Raw genomic sequence first — 25,388 nt, 5'->3', positions numbered from 1 at the left:
TGACATTCAAATATTTAAATACATTTCCAGATGATTGACTACGATAAAATTACTGATATTTTTTGTATTGTTGACGAGTTTTGCAAGGACTTTGATGCCACTACCCAGCCATTCCTGTTAGGTAAGCCATCTAAACGCCCTCCAACCATGTCTAAAAGCGAGATCATATCCATTTGTATGCTTTTTCATTTAAGTGGCTTCCGGTGTTTTAAACACTTCTATATCTTCTATCTGCAAAGGCACATGCAGCGTGAGTTTCCTAACACCGTATCCTACAACCGCTTTGTAGAACTTAGCCAAAGTGTGCTGATGCCCATGTCTATCTTTCTCAAAACCTGCTGCTTAGGCTTATGTACTGGCATTTCGTTCGTTGATTCTACACCGATAAGGGTATGCCATACCAAACGGATTAAAAGAAATAAGGTATTTAAAGGCATTGCCGAAGTAGGCAAATCAACCATGGGCTGGTTTTATGGCTTTAAGCTCCATATCGTCCTTAGCGACAAGGGTGAAATACTCAACTTCGCTATTACACAGGCCAACGTAGATGACCGGGAACCACTTAAAAACGAAGCTTTCCTGAAAGCTGTTTTTGGCAAACTGTTTGCCGACAAAGGCTATATATCAGAAAAACTGACCAAAATATTGTTTGTTGGTGATATACACCTCATAACCAATATCCGTAACAATATGAAAAACAGCCTGATGACCATGAACGACAAAATCATGCTCCGCAAGAGATCGGTCATAGAGACTGTTAATGATGAACTCAAAAACATCTGCCAGGTCGAACATTCAAGACACCGCTCTTTTACTAACTTTATCACTAATATCGTATCCGGATTGATCGCTTACTCATTTCTCCCTAAAAAACCTTCCATATCCTACCAACAAAATCGATCTAATCAAATTCTTGCTTTCTGATTAATCGAACTCAGGTTAAATGGTTTATACTGCAACAAGGCCTTGTGCTCAGGGCAATTTTAGTTAATCAATCCTCACTTTTTTCATCGCTTCCCTGCCGTAAAATACGGGGAAGTACATCATTTCGGCTTTAGCCGGATTAAGGTTATAATTACCACTGTACCGTGGCATTAGCTTAATGCTGAAACTGTATTTACCCTGTTTTAATTTGCGGCAAAATATGTTTACTTTATTTTTAAAGTATTCGCGGTGTACCTCGTTGCCCCAATAATTTTGCTCTTTACTGTAGTATGAGCAACCCGCAGGTATAGGTATTTCTATCATTACATAATCGGCATCGGCACGGGCGGTAACTTCGGCCTCAAGGGTAACCTGCTCCCCACCCTTTAGTTTAGTAACACTTTCCTGGTCTTTTTTAAACCAGGTATTCACTGTAAAATCTTTACTTATCTTATCGGGTTTGCGGTTCCAATATTGCTGGTAAGCGGTTATGTATACCGGCAGATTGCCTTTTTTAGCTATAGTTAATTTGGCATTGGCCGCCAAAGTTGTACTGTAAGGAAACTTGCTAACTGTTTCACTCTTTTCCCCGCCAAGGGTAATTTGTGATGCTTGCAGTTGCTTATCGCCGCTCAACAGATCGGGCAAAATAGTTTCCAGTATCAACGCCGATTCGTAGGTATTTCGCCAGCCATCGGCACCACGCTGCTCTAAAAAGTAGTTGCGTATTTTGGGTAGCATATCGGCATGGTGGCCGTCGGCTTTATAAATGTGGTAAGCCATTATACTCAGCTGTATAGCGTTATCAAAAAAGCGGTAGCAGTTTTCGCCCCAATACAGGTTACCAAACATGGTGCTGTGCTTATACTTAGCCAAAGTATCCAGTTCAACAGGTAAACCGGCCTGCTGTTTAACCAGCATCAAACGTATTTTTTCGTAAGCAGACAGCTTTACCCTTTTCGGGATAGACTTTTGATAATCGGCCAGTAGAGCCGCGTAATCTGCTTTCGCGCCAAGTTTAATAAGTAAACCAATGGCGTCAAGTTTATCGGTACTGCTGTAGGCGTTAACGCGGTAAACCAAATAATCTATCAGCTTTTGCTTATCTAACTCAACAGCGTAACCTTGCTGCCCGGCTTCCAGCAAAGCTTCAATAGCGTGCAGGCTTATCCATAATTCGTCGTCGCCATCTTTCCACCAGCCCCATGTGCCTTCGGCTTTGCGGCTTTCCTGCAGCTTTTTAATCAGCAGCAATATATTTTTATCCCATTTAAAGGGTTCGCCCAAATATTTTTTAACGCGTTTTTGTATCAGTAAGCCTTTCAGTTTCGATGCCAATTGTTCGTTACAAAGGTATTGGTAATTGCGCAGGCGTTCCGTTTCGTCAAGCAGTACCGGCAATGCCGATGCTTCGGCCCTGAAGGTTACCGTGCCCAATGCCGGGTCAAATTTCAGCGTAAGCGTGGTATCCTTTTCCATATCGGCAAAGGTGCCCTTGGTTTCTAAAACGCCCTGCTCAAATACCGGGATGCTGCGGCGTTCGCCGTCAAAATAACCATTGTCCTTTTTAATAGTGTATTCAAAATGCAAGCTATCAACATCGGGTGTTACTATTTTAAAGGTATCTATCAGCGAACTTTTAACGCTTACCGTGCCACTTTTAATTACCTGCCCGTTGTATTTAAAAACACGGTTAAGATTCACACTTTCGGTTGTATAGTTTACTACCTTGCCCAAAGGGTTTATCTCGTCGCCCTTAATGGCAAACTGGGGCGACACAAAATTAGCACTAAGCGATTTGAACGATTTAATTTGCCCTTCACTTATACCGGTTTGCCTGCCGGCGATGCCTATCACTGTGGTGCGCCACCGGGTAATATCATCCGGAAAGGTAACGGTAAACTTAGCTTTGCCCTGCTCGTTGGTTTTTAATTTGGGTTGCCAAAAGGCATAGTCCGAAAAGTTTTTGCGCAATGTTTGTTCCTGGGCAGGGGTGCCGCCATCGGTTGTTGTATTATTATTTGCCTTCTTTTTAGTTGTAATGATAACTACCCCATTGGCCGCCCTGGCACCATAAACGGCGGTAGCTGCGGCATCTTTTAACACACTGATATCGGCTATCAGCAACGGATCGAGGCCGCTCATGCCATTTTCAACCACTACGCCATCAATAATATACAAGGGGGCTTTGTCGGTAGAAATTGAATTTGTGCCACGAATGGTAATATCAAGTCCGGCAACCCTACCCATCAATGATGATGATATTTTTGAAATAGAACCCGTCATGTCTCTTTTCATTTGCGTTCCGTATCCTACCACTACAACCTCGCTCAATTGCTTGCTCGATTCTTTTAGTACCACATCCACATAAGTGCCAGATTTTATCGATATCTCCTGGCTTTCATACCCGATAAACATGATCAGCAGATGGCCGCTCTCGGGCACGGCTATTTTAAAGTAACCATTAATATCGGTATTAACAATTATGCTGGTGCCTTTTATTTTAACCGTAGCTCCGGGCACGGCTTCTTTGTTTTTATCAGTTACCCTACCCGTAACATAGTTTTTAAAGGTTGAACGATCTAAAAAAGTATCGTTAAAGGCTTCCTTTAATTTCAACATATCTTTATCACTGTTATCGCTATTATAAACAACGCCATCGCGGCTGTTTATAATGGCGGCAATCTTAGAGCTAACGGTATCTTTAGGCATGGCCTTGATGGCAATTTGATAATAATTAATACCATTAGCTTTAACCGCAACCTGTTCATGAATATAGTAGCTATCGCCCTTCAACAAAAACAGCAATCGGTATTTGCCCGGTTCCAGGTACCCCATATCGGTAGTGTTGCCTGGGTAAATACGCATGTAATCGGGATTGTTATAACGGTAAACTATAATGTTTTTAATAAGCGGATGCGTATCATTGGCCGCATTATTTGCGCCATAGCCTTCAACCTTGATTACCAGCTTACCATTACGGTACTTGCTAATATAGGATTGCGGAAACAGTGCGGTTGAATAACTGCGGTTGTCTAAAAACTGCTGCCACAGGGTATCCACTTCGTGGTGGGTAAGTGCGTACTGGTTGTACTTAGGCCCACTCATGTTGCTGGCAAGATTAATATTGAACGGATACCTGCCCGGTATTGACTTTTGCTTAATTAAACCCGGCAAAAACTCGAACGAATAACCGGGCTCCACTAAAAAACTCCGTGGTGTTTCGCCATGCACAGTAAAATCGGCATAGTTATAAGCCAGCGGGCCTGCTAAAATACCGGTACCATTACGCAAAGCATAATTGCCGCCGTGCCCCAGTAAAAAAACATCATTAGCCTGCGAAAGGGTTGCCATTTTCCAGTCATAGCTGTCAACAATGCGGGTCATGTATTTATTCAATTGTTCGGCTTCGTAACGGGTAAGGGTATCTGGCCGTTTAAAAAACGTTACCTTTTTATTAAGCATGGTATCGGCATTTAAACTCAATATCAATTTTTTGCCTTGAGGCACAACAGCGTCATTGTACACAATTTCTTGCTTTAAAATGCGCATTTTTATATTGTGCTTACCGGGGCTTACTTTAAAACTGTAACGCTGTAACTGCTCGGCCTGGTTAAAATAAACCGGGCGGCCATCAATATATAATAGGTAAATTGGTAATATTTCGCCCTTGCTCATTACAAAAGGCGCTATCTGGGTTAAGCTAGCTGGCGCAGTTTCTTCTACCTGGTAAACATCGTAGGGGTGGGTGAATTTAAAATAGGTAATACTATCCAAACCCATTTGTTTACTCCACCTATCCCAGTTTAGGTTAAAGTTACCATTCTCACCTTTGTATTCAACTTTGTAGCCGTTTTTTTGCTTCCTTGCGGGGTATAGTTTGCCAAAGTAGGGTATATCGGGCGTATAATAATTTTGAAACTTAGCTGTAGCCGAGTAAGCAGTAATATCGGCATCGGCAACGGGCTTGCCTTTGGCATTTTTCACGTCAACCTCCATTTCTACCTGTTGGCCGGGATAAACCGCTATTGGCTGTTTAACGGCAATATCAAGCAGCTTATCGCGATACAAAATAGTTACCTCGTCGTTTTGAGCTTCGGCACCCCAAATCCAATTCAAAAGCAAGAAAACATTGCCACTGTTATGATATGCCTTTTTGTAAAACAATTCAATGCCTTTGCCGCTATCCATAATTTTACCGCCGCTAAACACGGTGTACCAAAACGGGATATGCCGGGGGTTATTCACCTTAATGTAAACCGAATCGGCATTGCGGTAGGCCGATGAACTGATATCTGCTTTAAAATCTTTAAGCTTTACAATTTCTGATACGCTATCTGTTTTAATATCATACTCAGGGATGTGCGGGTTAATAACTATTTTAGTAGGCAGGTTAACAACAGTTTGACTAACATTATTATCATCCTCATCTACCGAGGTTATGGTAGCGCTCATCGGTAAATCTTTTCCTTTATCAAGGTAGCTTATTTTTAAGGTGTCCTGATCTAAACGGGTAACTATCTTATAATTTTGGTTGATGAATGATATGCGACTAGACCGACTTTGGCTCTCGTTATTGCTATTAAAAAACACACTTTCAACCCGGTATTTGATGTCTGCTTTAGCAAAAATTGAATCAGGAATTTCAAGCTTTGTTTCGCCAACGGGTTCAAGGTTTAGTTTGTGTTTCCATAAAGTATCGGGCACAAACAGGTGTTGGCTTTTATAATCATTCACGTTTTCGGTTACCAGCCTAACCTCCACACGGCCATCGGCAACGGGCAGGTCGTTCTCATCGGTAGCTTTAAAATACATAGCCACGGGGTTGCCCGGCGAATGCTCTTCCTTATCGGCTCGGGCAGTAAATTTGACTGATTTTAGTTCATAATCTTCGTACCTGAAAGTCCCGGTTATCAGTACTTCTGTCCTTTTGGCTGTAGTTTTTAAAGGATCGATCAAACTAAGGGTATAATTTTGATCGAGGGTTAATTTTAAGCTATCATTTAAAACAAACTCTCTCTCAAACGCACCATCGCGATAGCTGCTCACTGTGGCTATAGTTTTGTCGTTGGCTTTATTATAGTTTGTGTTTAATTTAATAAGTAATTGCTTTTGCTTAACCGGCTTTTTGTTGCTTTTGCCGAAAATGTAAGCCTTAAACTTAACAGTATCGCCAGGTTTATACATCGGCTTGTTAAAGGCTAAGTAACCGGCATAATGCTGCCACGAATTATAACTATAGCGCTGTGGATGCAGCCACCTGTTAACAGGTACCGCTACGTACTTTATTGGCGTATTGTAGAGTATCTTACGCCAAAATGGCTGGCGGTAATGGTAATGGTAATGGTATTGGTTGATTGGGTTTAATGTAAAGTAATTGGAAACTCCGGCATACCTAACCTTTAACGAGGCATCATCATCCTTACCTATATTAATATGCCTGAAATGATACATATGGGCGTCAGCATCGTAACTTACCTTTTTATTTTTAACCCATACTTCGGCATTGTTAAGCTCGTTACCCAGGGTATCTAAAACCACAAAACGAAGATCTGTATGATTATCCAACACTTTGATGAATGCCGAATGCTGTTCGATCAGCTTATATTCCAGTTTGTTTTCAGTAACGTAAACCTTGAGGTAATTGCCCGGCTTTAACACCGGCATTTTAAATCGGTTTGTTAATGCCGAATTAATTGGTCTACCTAATATTTTATCATCAAGCAAGTACTTTTTATCGCTGTAAAGCTGCTCAACATCGGCATCTTTTACCGGATAGATATAAGTATAATAACTGCTTACACTACTGTAGCTTAATGGTTTTTGCGCCATAGCTACATCCGCTACAAAGAGCAATAAAAACGGCAATAAAAAGTTTTTCATTGGTTAAATTTATGCAATGATTCAACTGCATAACTTATTCCATAAATTTTGAAAAAAATATCTTTTGGGTGATAAAGCCGATTCCATTATGAATATCAAGCGAGGTTTGAGTAGCCGATTCCGCGTGTTTTGGCGTGCCGGGTTGTATCGGTTAGCAGGAAATTTTACATTTGAAAATCAACATAGTACGCTCAAAACGTTCTGGCATCAACTGTTTGCTATTTTGTAACGAGGTGATTAAGGGCGGATCTTTTCCCTTTTTTTACTCGTTGGCATTGTTGCGAAGACAATTCTATAAATTCAGACAATCAAGTTCCCCCTTCAGGGGGCGGAGGGGGCTTCTACCTCAACCTATCTGCCGATTTTACCAGTTTCTCATCATTCTTAATCCCCCGTATGGCTCCTAATACACAAACAATGCTTATCGAAGTAAGCAAAGCCCCTATACCAAAATTTTCGGCACGCACATGTGCCATTTCAACATAAATTTGTACAGTTTGACTCATCCAGAAGCTAAAGCCAATTAAAACAAATATTAAACCATAGCAAAGTGCCATTTGTTGCTTGCGGTCTTTATAACGGAATAGTATAATAAGCGGGATTATGCCCATAACGATAGTTACAATAGTTAAGGCCAAAAACGACGTAGTGCGTTGCATCTGCCCCGCAACATCCTCGTAAATGCCGCTTACTTTAATAGTTTTAGGGGTTGCGCCTATATAAACATTATGGGCTATCGGGAATAAAAATAACGCAAACATGGCCAAACTTGCCAATAAAAGCCAAACACTTTGTAGTCTTTGTATCATGGTGGAGTAAATTGAAGTGCAAAGATAAATGGTTTCCATCATATTATTGCGCCTCATATTTAAGCTTTCATTAACTTTGCACGTGGCCCACACCCAACGATACTTTATAGAGCTTGCCTACAATGGTACCAATTACCACGGCTGGCAAACCCAGCCCAACGCAATAACCGTACAGCAGGTTTTAGATAAGGCACTGGCCACACTATTACGCACACCCATAGAAACCGTAGGCTGTGGCCGCACAGATACCGGCGTACACGCAACACAATTGTTTGCGCATTTAGATGTGGAGGAGTATATGGTTCATGGTGCATCTTTCGTAGATGATAGTTTAACCAACTCAGAACCATACACGATGAACCATGAACTATCAACCATGAACCATCAACCACCTTCCATCAAACTAAAGTCCCTCAACTCCTTACTTCCGTATGATGTTGCCGTAAAACGTATTATCCCCGTTCATGCCGGTGCCCATGCCCGGTTTGATGCCACGCTGCGCAGTTACGAGTATCATGTGCATTTTGAAAAAGATCCCTTTTTGCACAACCTCTCGTGGTTAATGAGAGATAGGCCAGATGTTACCTTAATGAACCAGGCGGCCAATATGATAATGGAATATACCGATTTTAGCTGTTTCAGTAAATCAAACACACAGGTAAAAACAAACAACTGCAAAATAAGCCGCGCCGAGTGGGTAACAGATGGCGATAAACTCATCTTCCATATCTCGGCAGATAGGTTTTTGCGCAACATGGTACGGGCCATAGTAGGTACCCTGATAATGGTAGGCAAAGGCGAAATAAAGCCCGAAGCAGTAAGGCAAATCATCGAAAGCAAAAATCGCTCAAACGCAGGTACATCGGTACCCGCATGCGGTTTATATTTAACACAAGTAGTATATCCGTATTTGCCCCCTAACCCCCTGAAGGGGGAACAAGAGGAGCCCAGACATAATGATTTACAAAAAAATTAATCAGTGAGCAATAACAGCAACGATAAAAACAGCACATCAAAGGCTCCCCCTTCAGGGGGCGGGGGGGGCGTAGTAGATTGGCACTTACTCAAGCGCATCATGCACTACGTAGTACCCTATAAAAAAACGTTTGTTATAGCAGGTTTTTTAACCGTTTTTTTAGCATTTATTGCGGTGGCGCAGCCCGTGCTGATGCAAAAAACGCTCGATAATTATATTCTGCAAAGCAACTATAACGGCTTGGTCATGATGGTTGGCTTGCTTATAGCACAACTGCTTATACAAACCGTGGCCCAGTATTACCAAACCTACAGCACCAACGCACTGGGGCAATCTGTAATTCGCGACTTGCGGATTGACATCTTTAATCACATCACCAGCCTGCGGCTCCGTTATTTCGATCAAACCCCTATCGGGATGCTCATCACCCGCACTGTGTCTGATCTGGAAACTATTGCCGATATTTTTTCCGAAGGTTTAATCTCCATCATTGGCGATCTGTTGCTCGTTATCGTTATCATCGGCATCATGCTCGCTCAGGATTGGAAACTGGCACTCATCACACTCATACCCATCCCGTTTGTATTGCTGGCAACCTATGTTTTTAAAGAAGCCATCAAATCATCTTTTCAGGAAGTGCGCACGCAGGTTGCCCAGCTTAACACTTTTTTGCAGGAGCATATTACCGGTGTAAGTATCATTCAGTACTTTGCGCGCGAAGATCAGGAAATGCGCAAGTTTGTGGCCGTTAACAAAAAATACCGCGATGCCAACATTCGCTCTAACTGGTATTACTCGATATTTTTCCCGGTTGTCGAAATTTTTGCTGCCATTTCCACCAGTTTACTGGTTTGGTATGGCGCCAAGCGCATCCTGGGCGATCAGGATCTGGTTTTTAATTCAGACGGTAGGCATGGCGTAACACCGGGTACGGTACTTGCGTTCATAGCATTTTTAAACTTACTGTTTAGGCCAATACGCCAACTGGCCGATAAATTTAATACCCTGCAAATGGGCATGGTTGGTGCCGACCGTATTTTTAAAGTGTTAGATACCAACGAGGTTGCCGTAAACACCGGCCAACTAAAACCAATACATATTAAGGGGCAAATAGAGTTCAGCAACGTTTGGTTTGCTTACAGCGAGGAAAATTGGGTGCTTAAAAACATATCCTTCCAAATTAAACCTGGCGAAACCCTGGCCCTGGTGGGCGCAACGGGTGCAGGCAAATCGTCAACCATCAATATCCTCAACCGTTTTTACGAAATTGGCAAAGGGAATGTAATGGTTGATGGTATAGATATTCGCGAATACGACGTTAACTTTTTGCGTATGCAAATTGCCACCGTTATTCAGGATGTTTTTCTGTTTTCGGATACCATTGCCAACAACATCAGCCTAAACAATCCCGAAATAAGCCGCGAACGCATAATTGCCGCCGCCAAAGACGTAGGTGCGCACGATTTTATAGAACGCCTGCCCGGCGGCTATGATTATAATGTGATGGAACGCGGTGCAACCCTATCGGCAGGGCAGGCCCAACTCATCTCATTTATCCGCGCCCTGGTTTACGATCCTAAAATACTGGTGCTTGACGAGGCCACCTCATCCGTAGATACCGAAACCGAAGAGTTGATACAAAAAGCAATTTACAAACTTATGGAGGGCCGCACGGCAATAGTAATAGCGCACCGCCTGTCAACCATACAAAACGCCGACAAAATTATCGTGCTCGATCATGGCGAAATTATGGAAACCGGCACACACCAGGAACTATTAAAAATACAGCATGGTTATTACCGAAAACTGTACGATTTGCAATTTAATTCGGCAGGTTTAAAGGTTGGGTAAATTTGGGGCAATAAAATAACAGGGGGCATATTTTTTATGCCTTATTTACAGGTTTTATACCGGCCACCCTTTCTGAGTTATCTTTAACAAAGGCGGCCCAGCCCGTTTTGGTTTTTTTGCCGCCGCCAATGCTCGATGTTCCTTTAACACTTATCTTTTGGAAAGCATGGCACACGGCTACCGCAAGGCCGTCGGTAGCATCTAAAAACTGGGGTGTTTCGGTAAATTTTAATATGGTTTGCAGCATGGCCGCCACCTGCTCTTTAGTGGCGTTGCCGTTACCGGTGATGGATTGTTTTATTTTGCGTGGCGCATACTCGCTTATAGGTAAGTTGCGCGATAGTGCCGCTGCCATAGCCACACCCTGCGCCCGGCCAAGTTTAAGCATTACCTGTATGTTTTTGCCGTAAAAGGGGGCTTCAAGGGCCATACAATCGGGTTTGTATTCGTCAATAAGGGCCAGTGTTTTTTCAAAAATACGCTGGAGTTTAAGGGCATGGTCGTCCAGGTGTTCCATTTTAACTACGCCAAGGCTTATCAGTTCAACCTTGGGGCCGGTTTCTTTAATTAACCCGTAACCCATTACTGCCGTACCAGGGTCTATCCCTAAAATAACCCGCTCTTTAGCATTTACCACCTCCATCACATAGCAAGTATAAGCAAAGCAATAATGCTATTAAAACAAATTTGCAAAAATTGAGCTTTATAAGGTGCGGTGTAAGCCGCATTTTGTAACATTGCAGCAAAAATTTACCTATTGACGAGTTTTAACAAAAAAGTACTATCATATAGTATTAAAGTGGGCATTATTGCACTGGCTTACGGTTTTATTTACCATACGGTAACCAACAACCATAAGCTTATACAATTTAAGCTTTTAATAGCTCACATTAATCAAAATCAGGTTTTAATTACCTTTACAGCCGTTATTTTATTAATGCTGGTTAATTGGTTTTTAGAGGCCCTTAAATGGAAATATTTAATAAGCAAATTACAGCACATTGGCGTTTTTGAGTCTGTAGAAGCTATATTTTGTGGTTTAACGTGGGCCATTTTTACACCATATCGTTTGGGCGAATTTGGCGGCCGCGTTATGTTTCTACCTCCGCGCAAGCGTGCTTATGGGGTATTTGTTATGGGCATTGGCCAGTTTGGGCAAGGTACCATTACCAACGTGGTAGGCGCATTTGCGCTAACCTGGTTTTTGTATACCTACATGCATTTAAACGCTTGGGTTATGTTTTTTATAGCTTTAGTGTTAACGGTATTTGCGCTGGTAATATTAACCTGTTATTTTAATATAAAGTGGTTTGTTACTTTACTTGATCGGGTTTCTTTTTTGAAAAAGTATGCCCGCTTTTTTGATATTATTGCCCGTTACAGCAACAAACAACTCATTATTACTTTTTTATTTTGCTTGGCCCGGTTCTCGGTATTTTCATTCCAATATTACCTGGTTATACATTTGCTGCTGCCGGCTTTGCCGGCGTTCCCCAGCATGATGATGGTGTTTAATAACTTCTTCATCCAATCGGCATTGCCAACGCTCGATTTTATAGATGTGGGCTTACGCGGTTTAACAGCCTCCACTTTTTTTGGTTACATCACTAACCAACAAATTGCGGTGCTTGCGTCGGTATCATCTATATGGTTTGTTAATTTAATTATTCCGGCTATTTTAGGTTCTGTATTCGTTTTAAAAATCAAATTCTTTGATAGAAATTCATAGTATCATATCGCTTATCTGTACAGGTATATACCTGGTTGTGTTAAGTTATCTTATTAAAGGGTGGTATCATTTAAAAACACCCCAATCATCGGGCAAACCCTTTACCACCAAGGTAACTGTTTTAATAGCGGCCCGTAACGAGGAAGAAAAAATTGGCTTAACCATTGATGATATTTTGGCTCAGGATTACCCCAAAGAGCTTTTTGAGATTATTATTGCCGACGATCACTCTACCGACCGTACTGCCGAAATTATTAGCAGCTACGCCCACCGCAATGTAAAACTGTTGCAGTTAAGGGACGAAGAGGCCTTAAACTCGTATAAAAAACGGGCCATTACCGAAGCCATTAAACTATCAACCGGCGATTTTTTGGTTGCCACCGATGCCGATTGCCGTATGGGTACACAATGGCTATCGTCGGTGGTTGATTATTACCAGGCTAACAATTTGGTGATGATATCATCGCCGGTTACCTACTTTAACGAGCAAAGCTTGTTTGAACGAATGCAAACGCTCGAGTTTTCGTATCTCATTGGTATTGGGGCCGCATTTATTGGTAACCACAAGGCCTCAACCTGTAACGGTGCCAATTTTGCTTATCGTAAAGATGTTTTTTACGAAGTTGGCGGTTTTAAAGGTATTGACGACCTGGCATCAGGAGATGACGAACTGCTGCTGCAAAAAGTTGCCGAAAAATACCCCAACCGCATAGGGTTTTTAAAAAAGCGCGAAGCCATAGTTTATACCGATGCCAAACACACCCTAAAAGAATTTTTACAGCAAAGGCGGCGCTGGGCATCAAAATCTGTTAAGTATAAAGATAAGCGGGTTGTTGCGCTGGCTATGGGCATTTGGCTGTTCAACCTGTCGTTATTGGTGAACGCGCTGCTTGGATTTTATGATGTTTACTTTTTTAAACTGCTGCTGGTGCAGTTTGTGTTTAAGTATTTGTTTGAGATAGCCTTTTTAATACCCATTAATGTGTTTTTTAAACGGGTAAAGCTGGTTTGGCTATTGAGTATTATATCGCCCATACACGTAGTATACTTTGTGTATGTGGGTATTATGGGCAATACCAAAAAGTACGATTGGAAGGGCCGTAACGTGCGTTAATTGTAAATTGGAGCCCTTCTGGTTTTGTGTTCATCTGCTTATAAAGCTACAATCCAAACCTCAGCAAAAGGGCATAAAAAAAGCGGTAAGCTTTTACGCTCACCGCTTTTTTACGATAATGATGTATGTTTAAGAAAGAACTGAAACATTAACCGCGTTCATTCCTTTTTTGCCACGTTCCACTTCATATTGAACTTCATCGTTTTCACGGATTTGGTCTTTTAAACCTGAAGAGTGAACAAACACTTCTTCGCCGCCATCAGTAGGGATAATGAATCCGAACCCTTTAGTTTCATTAAAAAACTTTACTTTACCTTGTTGCATTGTATTATTATTAAAAATTTAAGCAAAAGTAGGCATTTCATTTCAATAAACACTTACTTAAAAGACATGCTTTTTAAAAATTGACAATAAGAGGTGTGTAGCGCAGGTTAATGACAGTTTTTATACAACAGAGCATCGGCCAGGTTGCTGCCTATATTTTTGATAAAATGCCAGTCGGCACAGGCACCTTCGCTATCGCCTTGTTTAAATTTGGCGTTAGCCTGCTCAAGTATATTATGCACGTATTCATCATCAAAACCTAACTGATCTTTTATTGAGGTAATCAGCTTTTCCTTTGTGGTATCGACCTTGCCTAAGTATTTATTTTGGTAGTAGTTAGTAACTACATTAACAAGGCTTTGCCTTGCGCGATAGGCGTTAATAGCCTGGCGTATACTCTGCACATCAGTAGTGCGGCAGCGTTCGCTTTCGGGTTTAAATGTTACGGGTAAAACAATGTTTTCGGCAGGGTTGTGGCCGGGCGGTACCATCCATTTGCCGGATGTTAGTTTGATAACCCGAATGGCTTCGTCGTCCAAATCAACACCCGTGCCTTTGTAAATTTTAACATCACTAAGTTTGCCGCTTTCATCAACATTAAAGCTAACTTTTACCGTTCCCGAAATACAATTTTGTCTTGAATACTCAGGATAAATTAAGTTCTCCGACAAAAAATTAGTCAACGCGCCGCTACCGCCTTTAAATTGCACCTGTGCGTTAGCCTTACTAAAGGAAAACGCTAACACCAATATGGCTAATAACAATCGGTTCATTTTTTTAAAAGCTGTTTTACCTTGCTATATAAACAACCAACGTGCCCTTAAATTATATTGCTCGCCGGGAAACGGAGAATTAAATCGGGATCGGCAATGTTTTGCTGATAATGTTCTTTTTCTGACGGGCGGCATGCACCAGGGTAATCACCTTCAAGGCCTTCCATATCAAACATGAGCTGGAAGTGTAAATGCGGCGGCCAGTTACCGTTTTCGGCGGCATCGCCAAAGTGGCCAACCGGTTCGCCCAGTTTCATTGGCATACCCACGTGCAAACCCATTAACGATTCGTAACTCAAGTGGCCGTATAACGAATAAAGTTTTAGCCCGTCTAAATCATGTTCCAAAATAATGGTCGGGCCATAATCGCCCTTATTGTTGTTGTCTTTAAAGCTATGAACCTTGCCTGCAATTGGGTTGTAAACCGTTGTTTCGGCATCGCCCCAAATATCCACGCCTAAATGCAGGTTGCGCGTTTCGGCAGTGGTATTAAACAGCGCACTGCCCGAGTATAGCGTGCGGTGCTCAAAATAGCCGCCTATACCGTACTTGCACTTGTTTTCTTTAAGCTTTTTAAAAACCCATTCCGAGAAATGCTGCGTACTGCTAATTATACCAGGCGTTAACTCCGCATTTGCGCTGGTAAAATCAAGCGGCAATAAATTATGGCGGCTTGCATCAAAAAATACCACTTTGCCCACACTTTTGGGGTGCCGGGCAATATATTGTTCCAACTGCTGGTGCTTGTTCATACCATAAAATAGCTGTGCTTATTAACTGCCGGTTTGGCCTTCTTCTTTGTTAATCTTGTCAAATAGTTTATCCATACGTTCAACATAGTCGCTGGTATCGTCAATAAAAAATTCAAGCTGTGGTATTATCCGCACCTGGTCTTTAATACGTGCGCCCAGTTTATAACGTATTTCCGATGCATGCAGTTTTATAGTTTGCAGTGCAAGCTGAGTGTTGGTATTGTTAAAAAAACTTAAAAATATACGTGCCAGGGCTAAATCGGGTGTTACCCTTACTTTGGTTATGGTTACCAGTGTGTTGGGTAAAAAACTCATCCCCTCGCGCTGAAATATGGCTGCCAGATCTTCTTGTATTACTCCTGCAAATTTTTGTTGACGTTTTGATTCCATAATATATTATATTGAACAGAGAGGTGAATTACTAAAACCAAAGATATTGAAATAAAAAACACATACCACAATTTATACAGTATAGCTTCCAAAAGCCTCAATTTATATTGCCGCGTAAGCATCCTAAAAAAAACACAATGTGTATAATAGTATAAGCAAATTAGCAGGTTTTTGTTTATACTTGACAGTAGAAACTCAATACCAAATATTTTGATGCTACACTTATTTAAGGTAATGCGCTGGTTTAACTTTAATGGTTTTAAATTTATTTTGTTGCTGCTGTTATGTAACACCGTTGCCAAAGCGCAAATGGGTTATCAGCAATTTAGTATAGGCGTAGGTTACGGTACAACAATAGCTTCGGCGGGCGAAGAAACTAAAACAGCCAGCAACGCAACCAGCATTAGTTTTAATTACCATGTAACGCCCTTTACAGCTGTTAGCCTGGAAGGGCAAATAGGCAACCTAACCAGCGGCGATTATGTTCACGATAGTTACCAAAAGCAATTTATAAGCAACATTACAATGGTGGCCCTGCACGCCGATGTACAACTTGGCGAATTTATTGATTACTCCCAAAGCCCGTTTTTAAACGGAATAAAAAATGTGTATGCCGGGGTAGGAGCGGGCCTGCTGTACAGCAACATAACAGGTATTTATTTTACCACGTCCACAAACTACATTATACATAGCACCAACCTGATAATACCTTTTAGAACGGGTTACGAGTTTAAGATATTTAACAAATACGATGAACCAAAATTTAGAGTTGATGTTAATTACAGTTTAAATGCTGCATTTGGCTCCGGACTGGATGGGTACGACGACCCGTTCTCGACGGCGGTATCTAAATTTTATCATTATTTTTCGGTAGGGGTAAAGTACAGCTTTGGGCCTGTGCGCCAGTATCGCAAGCAAATATATTTTACACCGTTTTAAAACAGGCTGTCTTTTTCGTTTTTAAGTGCCCTTATCATTTCGTTATAAGCCATTCGGCGCGATGCAGCGTTTACCGTATTCACAATGCGCTTAACCCTGGTAGCTTCGGTTTTGGCACTCTCTATCCATTTAATAAAATAATCGCGGTGCGATTGTACCAGGCTGTTAAAAAACAGCAGTGCTTCCGGGTCGGCATCAAAACATTCCATCAGGTCATCCGGAATTTCTACTTTATAATCATGGTCAACTTCAAGGCTAACGTTTAGCATTGCGCCTTCGCGTTTATGTATCGCCTTACGTATATCCGCCTTGAGTGCCATAATAAAATTACCGTTGCCCATAGGCATCAGGGCAAGCCCGGCAAAGGCAAAACCATCAAGCATACCTTTAACGCGGAACGATTTTTTATTGCCCGGTTTTAACTCTTGGGCAATATCCGCAGGTACATCAATATACCGCCAGCCCGTTTTTTCGCCCTGGTCGGCAAATTTTAATATCATGGTGTTAAATTTTACCATAGTGCTAAAGTACTAAATACGGGTTATTTTTAAAAAAATGGAGCTTTAAGCCACATCAATATGTGTGAAAAGCCCTAAACCCTGCCAAAATCTCATTTTTAGTTTAATAATGTTAAATGATTGTTAAATCGTATAATTTAAATGATTTAACTGTAACGTATTTTTATTGGCGACGTCTTATCTATAAAAACAACAACAAATAACTTTTAAAACACAATATCATGAAAACTTTAAAAACAATCATCCTGGGTTTAGTAGCAGTAGTAACCTTTGGCGCAGCAAGTGCAAAAAACATCGATAATACTGCAAACGAAAAAACATCAATTAACTATGCCGTTAATGCTTACGTTAACGCAATAGCGCACGGCCAAAACGAAGCCCTAACCGAAGTACTGGATAACAACTTTAAGTTTACAATGCTACGCGGCAAAACTATGGTAAGCTGCAATAAAGCTGAGTTAATGGAATTTTTGAAAACAACCGAAAATGTTAAACAAGATTGCAAAAGCACTGTAATGGTTAACGAAAGCAATGCCGATATTACCGTTGTTAAGGTAAACATGCAATACAAAGGCTTTTTACGCACCAACTACGTAACCCTGGCTAACACTAACGATGGCTGGAAAATTACCAACGTTTACTCTGTGTTTAAATAATAATTTTTTTAATTATGTTAAAAGGAGCGATGGGCAACCACCGCTCTTTTTTTTATTTCAATCTTTCTTCAAAAAACAAAAAGGGTAAAAAGCATTGTACACCGCAGGTTTTCCATATTGCGCCGTTTTGGCAATATAGCATTACTTCTATGGGCCTGTCTTGCTTTTTTTCGTACTCGGCTAATACCTGTAAGCACGAACCGCAGGGTGTTATGGGGTTTAGTATTTCAAAATCATTGGTGTGGGCGGTTACGGCCATGCTCACTATTGGGTCGTGAGGGTGGTTTGCGCCCCAGTAAAACAGTGCAACACGCTCCGCACATAGGCCCGATGGGTAGGCCACGTTTTCCTGGTTACTGCCGTAAATTATTTTGCCGCTTAATAAACGCAGGGCCACACCTACCTTGAATTTTGAATACGGCGAGTGCGAATTATCAAGTGCCTTTACAGCTTCCATACACAAATCCCTGTCGGCGCTGTTTAATTGATCTATTGTTTGATAATCTTCAAATGCTATTTTAATTTCCTTATTTACCATAAGCTGTATTACGGCACCAGTTTACTTTTTTGCAGGGTGCTCTTTTTTATTTGTTATAACAATATAAATGCCCCGTTAAACCGAACAGGGGGATACAATGTAGGGATATTTACTGAATAAGCAAATTTTATTGAAATGATTTTTAATAACCTATAGCTAACCCATCTCAACATAATTTACACATTGTTGAATACTAATGTACGCACACCGCTATAACACCCTTATATTTGCAACATGGCCGAAAATGTAAATTACGATAATGATAGTATCCGCTCGTTAGATTGGAAGGAACACATCAGGCTTCGCCCCGGTATGTACATCGGTAAACTGGGCGATGGCTCCGCTTACGACGATGGTATATATGTGTTGCTTAAAGAAATTGTAGATAACTCGATAGATGAGTTTGTAATGGGCGCAGGCAGAAGCATTGAAATAACCATGAGCGACCAAAAAGTTGCCGTGCGCGATTATGGCCGCGGTATACCGCTGGGTAAGGTTATTGATTGCGTATCAAAAATAAACACCGGTGGTAAGTATGATAGTAAGGCATTCCAAAAATCGGTAGGCTTAAATGGTGTGGGTACCAAGGCGGTTAATGCCTTGTCAAACTCGTTCACGGTACAATCATACCGCGATGGGCGAACTAAAGTTGCCGAATTTGCCAAAGGCGAACTGATACGCGACGAACCAGAAAAAGAAACTACCCAGCGTAACGGAACGGCAATTAACTTTTTGCCCGATGATACTATTTTTAGGCACTACCGCTTTATACCGGAGTTTGTTGACGGTATGATATGGAATTATGTTTACCTCAACTCGGGTTTAACCATCAATTTTAACGGTACCAAATTTTTCTCCGAAAGGGGATTGTACGATTTGTTAACCAAAAAAACAGATGCCGAAAGCATCCGTTACCCCATTATACACCTTAAAGGCGAAGACATAGAACTGGCCATTACTCACGGCCAGGCTTATGGCGAAGAATATTATTCGTTTGTTAACGGCCAAAATACCACACAAGGGGGTACGCACCAGGCTGCTTTTCGCGAAGCGGTGGTAAAAACCATTCGTGAGTTTTATAAAAAGGAGTTTGATGCGTCGGACGTGCGATCGTCAATAGTGGCGGCGATTGCAATTAAAGTACAGGAGCCGGTGTTCGAATCGCAAACCAAAACCAAGTTGGGGTCGCAAAATATGGCGCCCGAGGGGCCAACCGTGCGTGGTTTTATTAACGACTTTGTAAAGAAAGAACTCGATAATTACCTGCACCAAAATTCGGGTGTAGCGGATGCATTGCTGAAACGTATTTTACAATCAGAACGCGAACGTAAAGATATTGCAGGTATCAAAAAGCTGGCTAATGAGCGCGCCAAAAAAGCGTCGCTGCACAATAAAAAATTACGCGATTGCAAAATACATTTCGACGATCAGCATGAGCGCAGGCAGGATACCACGCTCTTTATTACCGAAGGTGACTCGGCCAGTGGGTCAATCACTAAATCTCGCGATGTGATGACGCAGGCGGTTTTTAGTTTAAAAGGTAAGCCCCTAAACTGTTTTGGCCTAACCAAAAAAGTAGTTTACGAAAACGAAGAGTTTAACCTGTTGCAACACGCCCTCAATATTGAGGATGGTATTGACGGTATACGTTATAATAACATTGTAATTGCTACCGATGCCGATGTGGATGGTATGCACATCCGCTTATTGCTCATGACTTTCTTTTTGCAGTTCTTTCCGGATTTGGTGAAAGCCGGGCACGTATCAATTTTGCAAACGCCTTTGTTTAGGGTGCGCAATAAAAAGGAAACTATTTATTGCTACAGCGACGAAGAACGCCGCAACGCTATTGAAAAATTAGGCGTTAAACCAGAGATAACCCGCTTTAAAGGTTTGGGAGAGATATCGCCGGATGAATTTGGTTTGTTTATTGGTAAGGATATTCGCCTCGATCCGGTTTATTTAAAAGACGCTAACATTAAAGGTTTGCTGGAGTATTTTATGGGGAAAAACACGCCCGATAGGCAGGCACATATTGTAAACAACCTGCGTGTTGAAAAAGACGATGCAAGCATTAACCCAACCCTTACCGAGCTGGCGGTAGCATAACCACCAATTGTTTGGCTAACTTGGGCCAGATATTGAATGCCGTTGAAATGCATTAACACTGAATTTTGAATAGAGAACACCAAAATCTACTTCATCATTCAGTGTTTGCCGTTCAGTGTTCATTATTAAGCCGCCCTTAATTTAATGGTATTGCACTGCCTCCGGGAGCCTTTTGCACATCTCCGTGCATGCTGGGGTGAAAATAACCACTTTAGCTACTAAAGCTGTTTAAACATTTTATATTACATAATTTGTTAATTTAGCGTTTCCCGAAATTTAAGAATGAAATACTCGCATCAAACACGCATACTGGTTGCTATAGATTGTATAGTTTTTGGCTTTGACGGCGAAAAGCTAAAATTGCTGTTGATACAACGCGGTATGGAACCCGAAAAAAATAAATGGAGCCTAATGGGCGGCTTTGTTGAACCCGATAAAAGTTTGGAGGTAGCGGCCAATGTTATTTTAAAGGATTTAACGGGCCTGGAAGGTGTGTACCTGGAACAGTTACAGGCATTTGGCGGCATTAACCGCGACCCTATTGAGCGCACGGTGAGCCTTGCTTATTTTGCCTTGATTGACATCCATCAATACGAAAAACAATTGAGCCACGAGCACCACGCCGAATGGTTTGAAACCAGCAAAATACCACAGCTTATTTTTGACCATAACGAAATGGTTGAAATGGCTAAAAAGAAACTCCGTTACAAAGCCGCACTACACCCTATACTATTTGAACTACTTCCCGAAAAATTTACCATACCCCAACTGCAAAGTTTATACGAAGGTATTTACGACAGTGTTTTTGATAAGCGCAATTTTAGCCGCAAAATTCTTTCAACAGGCTTGCTTATTAAACAAGGCGATAAAGATAAGCTCAACTCCAAAAAAGGTGCTTTTTATTACATATTAGATAAAGGTAAATACAACGCTAATTTCCACGCTTTTTTAAACCTCATCCCCAATCCGGATCATTTACAGTTTGTGTAGTATAGGTAGGGAGTCCGTTTTAATTTCATCAATCCACCGCGTCATTGCTTAAATAATATTCTGCAAATCAATATCCTGCGAAAACTTCATCATTAAAACCAATAACTTAGTCGTCCAAAAAATTAAAAATACTTCAACAAAAATTTCATAATCTCAAAAGATAAGTGTTAATTAGACACGAAAACCAATTATGAAAAAAGATTCATTTGTTATTGGGGTAGATTACGGTAGTGATTCCGTACGCTCCGTTATTGTTGATACCAGCAATGGCCGTGAGTTGGCCTCATCAGTTTTTTATTACCCACGCTGGCAAAAGGGTTTGTTTTGTGATGCGCCTCAAAACCAGTTTAGGCAGCACCCGCTTGATTATACCGAAGGGCTGGAACAAACCATTAAAGATTGTATTAAAAAAGCAGGCGTAACTGTTGCAGCAAACATTAAAGCAATTTCGGTTGATACCACAGGTTCAACCCCGGTAGCGGTTGACGAAAGCGGAACGCCACTGGCACTGCTCCCCGGTTTTGAAAACAACCCCCACGCCATGTTTGTTTTATGGAAAGATCATACCTCCATCAAAGAAGCATCCGAAATTAACGAGCATGCTACCAAGTTTGATATCAATTATCTGCAATATGTAGGCGGCATTTACTCGTCGGAGTGGTTTTGGGCCAAGTTGCTACGCACCTTACGTACCGATGAAGCCGTTAGAAAAGCCTGCTATAGCTGGGTTGAGCATTGCGATTGGGTGCCATTTTTATTAACAGGTGGCAAACACATTGCCGATATGAAACGTGGCCGTTGCTCGGCAGGGCACAAAGCCATTTGGGCCGCCGAATTTGGAGGCTTACCGCCCGATGAATTTTTCTCGTCGTTAGATCCGCTTTTAAAAGGCTTCACCTCGCGTTTATTTAAAGATACTTTTACATCCGACCAAAGTGCAGGTACCCTTTGTAAAGAATGGGCCGATAGATTGGGCCTTTCAACCGATGTGGTTATTGGCGTTGGCGCTTTTGATGCCCATATGGGTGCCGTTGGCGGCCAGATAGAGCCTTACCATTTAAGCAAGGTTATGGGTACCTCAACCTGCGATATTTTAGTGGCCCCTAATGCCGATATGAGTGGCAAACTAGTTAAAGGCATCTGCGGCCAGGTTGATGGCTCGGTTATCCCCGGTATGGCCGGTTTAGAAGCCGGTCAATCAGCTTTTGGCGATACCTATGCATGGTTCCGTAATTTATTGGAGTGGCCTTTGCAAAATCTGCTGGCACAATCAACCTTAATAGATGCACAAACCGCCGCTGCCTTGCAAGACGAGATGGCCGGTAAAATAATACCCGAACTAAGCCGCCAGGCAGCACTGTTACCTATTGAAGAATACAGCGAATTGGCTATAGATTGGTTTAACGGCAGGCGCACACCCGATGCCAACCAGGAACTTAAAGGCGCTATAAGCGGTTTAGGCCTGGGCAGCAATGCACCACGTGTATTTAAGGCTTTGGCCGAGGCTACCTGTTTTGGTGCCAAAAAAATTGTTGATCGCTTTAACAGCGAGGGTGTTCCCGTAAAGGGCTTAATTGGTATTGGCGGCGTGGCAAAAAAATCGCCATACATTATGCAAATGATGGCCGATATTTTAAATATGCCCATCCGCATACATCAGTTTGAGCATACCTGCGCTTTGGGCGCAGCCATGTTTGCAGCTACAGCAGCGGGCATTTACCCAACCGTTGAAGAAGCTATGGCTGCCATGGGTGGCGGTTTTGATAAAGAGTACATTCCGCAAAAGCAATTGGAGGCTATTTACAATATCCGTTACAAGCAATACAACCAGTTAGGTGGCTTTGTAGAAACACAAACCAAATCCTATTAATTTAACGTTAACATTCAATCACTCAATCCTTCAGTCATTCAATTATTGAAATGAGCAAATATCAGCATATAAAAGAAGAAGCTTATCAGGCCAATATGGAGCTGCCAAAACTAAACCTGGTAATTTTTACGTTTGGCAACGTAAGCGCGGTAGACCGTGCCGAAGGCGTTTTTGCCATTAAACCAAGCGGCGTACCTTACGAAGATTTAACGCCCGATAACATGGTGATTGTTGATTTTGCCGGTGAAACCGTTGAAGGTAAACTAAGGCCGTCTTCGGATACTAAAACCCACGCCGTGCTTTATAGCAAGTGGGATACCATTGGTGGCATAGTACACACGCACTCAACCTACGCCACAGCCTGGGCGCAATCGCAACGCGATATTCCTATTTTTGGTACTACCCACGCCGATTATAACACCGTTGATATTCCCTGCGCACCACCCATGAGCGATTTAATGATTCAGGGTAACTATGAGTTTCAAACCGGCCACCAAATTATCAATTGCCTGCAAGAAAAAGGGTTAAATTACAAAGAGGTTGAAATGGTTTTAGTAGGCAACCATGCTCCATTTACCTGGGGCAAAACTGCGGCTAAAGCTGTGCATAACAGCGCAGTGTTAGAAGCTATAGCACACATGGCCTTACTTACCGAACAAATAAACCCATCGGCACCGCGCTTAAAGGCCGCGTTAATTAACAAGCATTACGAGCGTAAGCACGGCGCAGGTAGCTATTACGGGCAATAAATATCAGCATCAAATGCAAATCAAAAAATATCATCGCAAAGGGGGATCGGGTAGTAGTGCCCTCTTCGCTTCAGCTAAAAATCGTTTTCACTTTTTTAGTATAGGTGGCATATACAATGTGGGCAAAGCAATGCTTCTTTCGCTTCAACTTACTTTGTTTTTGCTCATGCTTCTTTTCGGCGCAGCATCGGCGCAAACAAAAAACTTTCATACCTGGGCCCAAACCCCGCCCATGGGTTGGAATAGTTGGGATTGCTTTGGGCCAACCGTGGTTGAAGACGAAGTAAAGGCCAACGCAGATTATATGGCCAAAAACCTCAAATCAGTTGGTTGGGAATATATTATTGTAGATATCCGCTGGTACGTTGGTAACGATAAAGCTCATGGCTATAACGAAACCGACCCCGATTATGTGTTAGACGAGTATGGCCGCTTTCAGCCTGCGGTTAATCGTTTCCCTTCTGCCGCTGGTGGCAAAGGTTTTAAACCTTTGGCAGATTATATTCACAGCAAAGGCTTAAAATTTGGTATCCACATTATGCGCGGCGTACCTGTGGAGGCCGTAAAACGTAATTTGCCAATTTTGGGTAGTAAAGCTACCGCAAAAGATATTTACAGTTTAGATGGCCAATGCAAATGGCTGCACGATATGTACACAGTTGTGGCAGGTAGAGATGGTGCACAGGAATATTACTACTCGCTTTTTAAGCTTTACGCAAGCTGGGGTTTAGATTTTGTTAAGGTTGACGACCTATCGCGCCCATACCATGCCGGTGAGGTGGAGATGATCCGCAAAGCGATTGACCTTACCGGACGGAAAATTGTACTCAGCACATCGCCCGGCGAAACTCCGTTAGCCAGTGCCGTTGATGTGCAAAACCACGCCAACATGTGGCGTACCGTTGATGATTTTTGGGACAACTGGAATATGCTGAAGGATCATTTTAGTGTTTTTGAACGCTGGAACCCATACCGCATACCCGGCGGCTGGCCCGATGGCGATATGCTGCCACTTGGTAAAATAGGTATCCGCGCCGAGCGCGGCAACCCCCGCATGACTGCCTTTACACACGATGAGCAATATACATTGATGACCCTCTGGACCATCTTCCGCTCGCCAATGATGTTTGGCGGCAACTTGCCCGATAATGACGAATTTACACTATCGCTGCTCAGCAATAAAGAGGTGATGCACGTATTAAATTACAGCACCAATAACAAAGAGCTTTTCCGTACAGATAACGGCATTGCCTGGATTGCCGACGACCCCAAAACAGGTGCCAAATACCTGGCCGTATTTAACCCTGCCGACGGTGCTGATGCCGTAAAGGTAAATGTAAAATTAGCCGATCTGGGTTTCAAAAAAACATGCAAAATAAAAGACTTATGGAACAAGCGCGATTTAGGCCAATTTACCGGTCAGTTTGCACCGGCCATAAATAAGCATGGTGCCGGTCTATACCGCATCACAGAAAAATAGAACAGAAAAAATAA

At 42.1% G+C, this 25,388-nt stretch carries 21 protein-coding genes; 12 read left to right on the top strand and 9 right to left on the bottom strand.

The window, feature by feature from the left end; translation table 11 throughout:
• Positions 1-30: 30 nt before the first annotated feature.
• Positions 31-924 carry an IS982 family transposase gene (locus BDD43_RS29210; RefSeq protein WP_121198299.1) on the top strand — a complete coding sequence of 298 codons (894 nt, stop codon included), beginning with the start codon at positions 31-33 and terminating at the stop codon, positions 922-924.
• 63 nt (positions 925-987) lie between these two features.
• Here BDD43_RS29210 and BDD43_RS29205 read toward each other — a convergent pair whose 3' ends face one another.
• Together BDD43_RS29205 and BDD43_RS29200 are read right to left on the bottom strand one after the other, a co-directional pair.
• A complete protein-coding gene (locus BDD43_RS29205; protein ID WP_121201747.1) occupies positions 988-6,807 on the bottom strand; it encodes a carboxypeptidase-like regulatory domain-containing protein in 5,820 nt (1,939 codons plus the stop codon).
• A gap of 341 nt (positions 6,808-7,148) precedes the next feature.
• Entirely contained in the window at positions 7,149-7,616 is a 468-nt protein-coding gene (locus BDD43_RS29200; protein WP_121201746.1) for a DUF4293 domain-containing protein, read from the bottom strand.
• Between the two features lie 28 nt (positions 7,617-7,644).
• Here BDD43_RS29200 and truA point away from each other — a divergent pair, with 28 nt between their 5' ends.
• Both truA and BDD43_RS29190 read left to right on the top strand, forming a co-directional pair.
• A complete protein-coding gene (truA, locus tag BDD43_RS29195) occupies positions 7,645-8,592 on the top strand; it encodes a tRNA pseudouridine(38-40) synthase TruA (RefSeq protein ID WP_121201745.1) in 948 nt (315 codons plus the stop codon).
• A gap of 99 nt (positions 8,593-8,691) precedes the next feature.
• The gene (locus tag BDD43_RS29190) at positions 8,692-10,443 is read left to right on the top strand and encodes an ABC transporter ATP-binding protein (RefSeq protein ID WP_121202161.1); all 1,752 of its coding nucleotides are present in this window, start codon (positions 8,692-8,694) and stop codon (positions 10,441-10,443) included.
• Positions 10,444-10,477: 34 nt separating this feature from the next.
• Here BDD43_RS29190 and ruvC read toward each other — a convergent pair whose 3' ends face one another.
• On the bottom strand, positions 10,478-11,086 hold the full coding sequence (ruvC, locus tag BDD43_RS29185) for a crossover junction endodeoxyribonuclease RuvC (protein ID WP_121201744.1): 609 nt from the start codon (positions 11,084-11,086) through the stop codon (positions 10,478-10,480).
• A gap of 114 nt (positions 11,087-11,200) precedes the next feature.
• On the opposite strand from ruvC, the gene BDD43_RS29180 reads away from it, so the two are divergent.
• Entirely contained in the window at positions 11,201-12,172 is a 972-nt protein-coding gene (locus tag BDD43_RS29180; protein ID WP_121201743.1) for a lysylphosphatidylglycerol synthase domain-containing protein, read from the top strand.
• Positions 12,156-13,286: a glycosyltransferase family 2 protein gene (locus BDD43_RS29175; RefSeq protein ID WP_121201742.1), complete on the top strand. Its 1,131-nt coding sequence runs from the start codon at positions 12,156-12,158 to the stop codon at positions 13,284-13,286. Before BDD43_RS29180 ends, BDD43_RS29175 begins: the two co-directional genes overlap by 17 nt.
• Positions 13,287-13,415: 129 nt before the next feature.
• On the opposite strand, the gene BDD43_RS29170 is transcribed toward BDD43_RS29175, so the two are convergent.
• The 4 genes from BDD43_RS29170 to rbfA all read right to left on the bottom strand — a co-directional run bounded on the left by BDD43_RS29170 (position 13,416) and on the right by rbfA (position 15,525).
• Positions 13,416-13,610 (bottom strand): cold-shock protein, encoded by a 195-nt coding sequence (locus BDD43_RS29170; protein WP_121201741.1) that lies wholly within the window; start codon positions 13,608-13,610, stop codon positions 13,416-13,418.
• A gap of 107 nt (positions 13,611-13,717) precedes the next feature.
• Entirely contained in the window at positions 13,718-14,383 is a 666-nt protein-coding gene (locus tag BDD43_RS29165) for an energy transducer TonB family protein (protein WP_121201740.1), read from the bottom strand.
• A gap of 47 nt (positions 14,384-14,430) precedes the next feature.
• On the bottom strand, positions 14,431-15,135 hold the full coding sequence (locus BDD43_RS29160; protein ID WP_121201739.1) for a peptidoglycan DD-metalloendopeptidase family protein: 705 nt from the start codon (positions 15,133-15,135) through the stop codon (positions 14,431-14,433).
• 21 nt (positions 15,136-15,156) lie between these two features.
• A complete protein-coding gene (gene rbfA / locus BDD43_RS29155) occupies positions 15,157-15,525 on the bottom strand; it encodes a 30S ribosome-binding factor RbfA (RefSeq protein WP_121201738.1) in 369 nt (122 codons plus the stop codon).
• A gap of 213 nt (positions 15,526-15,738) precedes the next feature.
• On the opposite strand from rbfA, the gene BDD43_RS29150 reads away from it, so the two are divergent.
• The gene (locus BDD43_RS29150; protein ID WP_147425763.1) at positions 15,739-16,464 is read left to right on the top strand and encodes a hypothetical protein; all 726 of its coding nucleotides are present in this window, start codon (positions 15,739-15,741) and stop codon (positions 16,462-16,464) included.
• Here BDD43_RS29150 and BDD43_RS29145 read toward each other — a convergent pair.
• Positions 16,461-16,982: a YdeI/OmpD-associated family protein gene (locus BDD43_RS29145; RefSeq protein WP_121201736.1), complete on the bottom strand. Its 522-nt coding sequence runs from the start codon at positions 16,980-16,982 to the stop codon at positions 16,461-16,463. The two genes, BDD43_RS29150 and BDD43_RS29145, sit on opposite strands and share 4 nt — an antisense overlap.
• 221 nt (positions 16,983-17,203) lie before the next feature.
• On the opposite strand from BDD43_RS29145, the gene BDD43_RS29140 reads away from it, so the two are divergent.
• A complete protein-coding gene (locus BDD43_RS29140) occupies positions 17,204-17,638 on the top strand; it encodes a nuclear transport factor 2 family protein (protein WP_121201735.1) in 435 nt (144 codons plus the stop codon).
• A 52-nt stretch (positions 17,639-17,690) separates the two neighbouring features.
• On the opposite strand, the gene BDD43_RS29135 is transcribed toward BDD43_RS29140, so the two are convergent.
• Positions 17,691-18,176 (bottom strand): cytidine deaminase, encoded by a 486-nt coding sequence (locus BDD43_RS29135; protein WP_121201734.1) that lies wholly within the window; start codon positions 18,174-18,176, stop codon positions 17,691-17,693.
• A 234-nt stretch (positions 18,177-18,410) separates the two neighbouring features.
• Here BDD43_RS29135 and BDD43_RS29130 point away from each other — a divergent pair, with 234 nt between their 5' ends.
• The 5 genes from BDD43_RS29130 to BDD43_RS29110 all read left to right on the top strand — a co-directional run bounded on the left by BDD43_RS29130 (position 18,411) and on the right by BDD43_RS29110 (position 25,374).
• Complete coding sequence (locus BDD43_RS29130) at positions 18,411-20,285, top strand: DNA topoisomerase IV subunit B (protein WP_121201733.1); 1,875 nt, start codon at positions 18,411-18,413, stop codon at positions 20,283-20,285.
• Between the two features lie 282 nt (positions 20,286-20,567).
• A complete protein-coding gene (locus BDD43_RS29125; RefSeq protein WP_121201732.1) occupies positions 20,568-21,275 on the top strand; it encodes an NUDIX hydrolase in 708 nt (235 codons plus the stop codon).
• A gap of 190 nt (positions 21,276-21,465) precedes the next feature.
• Positions 21,466-23,145: a ribulokinase gene (locus tag BDD43_RS29120; RefSeq protein ID WP_121201731.1), complete on the top strand. Its 1,680-nt coding sequence runs from the start codon at positions 21,466-21,468 to the stop codon at positions 23,143-23,145.
• A gap of 50 nt (positions 23,146-23,195) precedes the next feature.
• Entirely contained in the window at positions 23,196-23,894 is a 699-nt protein-coding gene (locus BDD43_RS29115) for an L-ribulose-5-phosphate 4-epimerase (RefSeq protein ID WP_121201730.1), read from the top strand.
• A 13-nt stretch (positions 23,895-23,907) separates the two neighbouring features.
• Positions 23,908-25,374 (top strand): glycoside hydrolase family 27 protein, encoded by a 1,467-nt coding sequence (locus BDD43_RS29110; RefSeq protein WP_246001823.1) that lies wholly within the window; start codon positions 23,908-23,910, stop codon positions 25,372-25,374.
• Positions 25,375-25,388 lie beyond the last annotated feature (14 nt).

The sequence above is a fragment of the Mucilaginibacter gracilis genome, assembly GCF_003633615.1.
In the GTDB taxonomy this organism is placed as follows: domain Bacteria; phylum Bacteroidota; class Bacteroidia; order Sphingobacteriales; family Sphingobacteriaceae; genus Mucilaginibacter; species Mucilaginibacter gracilis.
The sequence above is the reverse complement of the archived record's forward strand: the minus strand, read 5'-3'. Positions and strand labels throughout refer to the sequence as shown.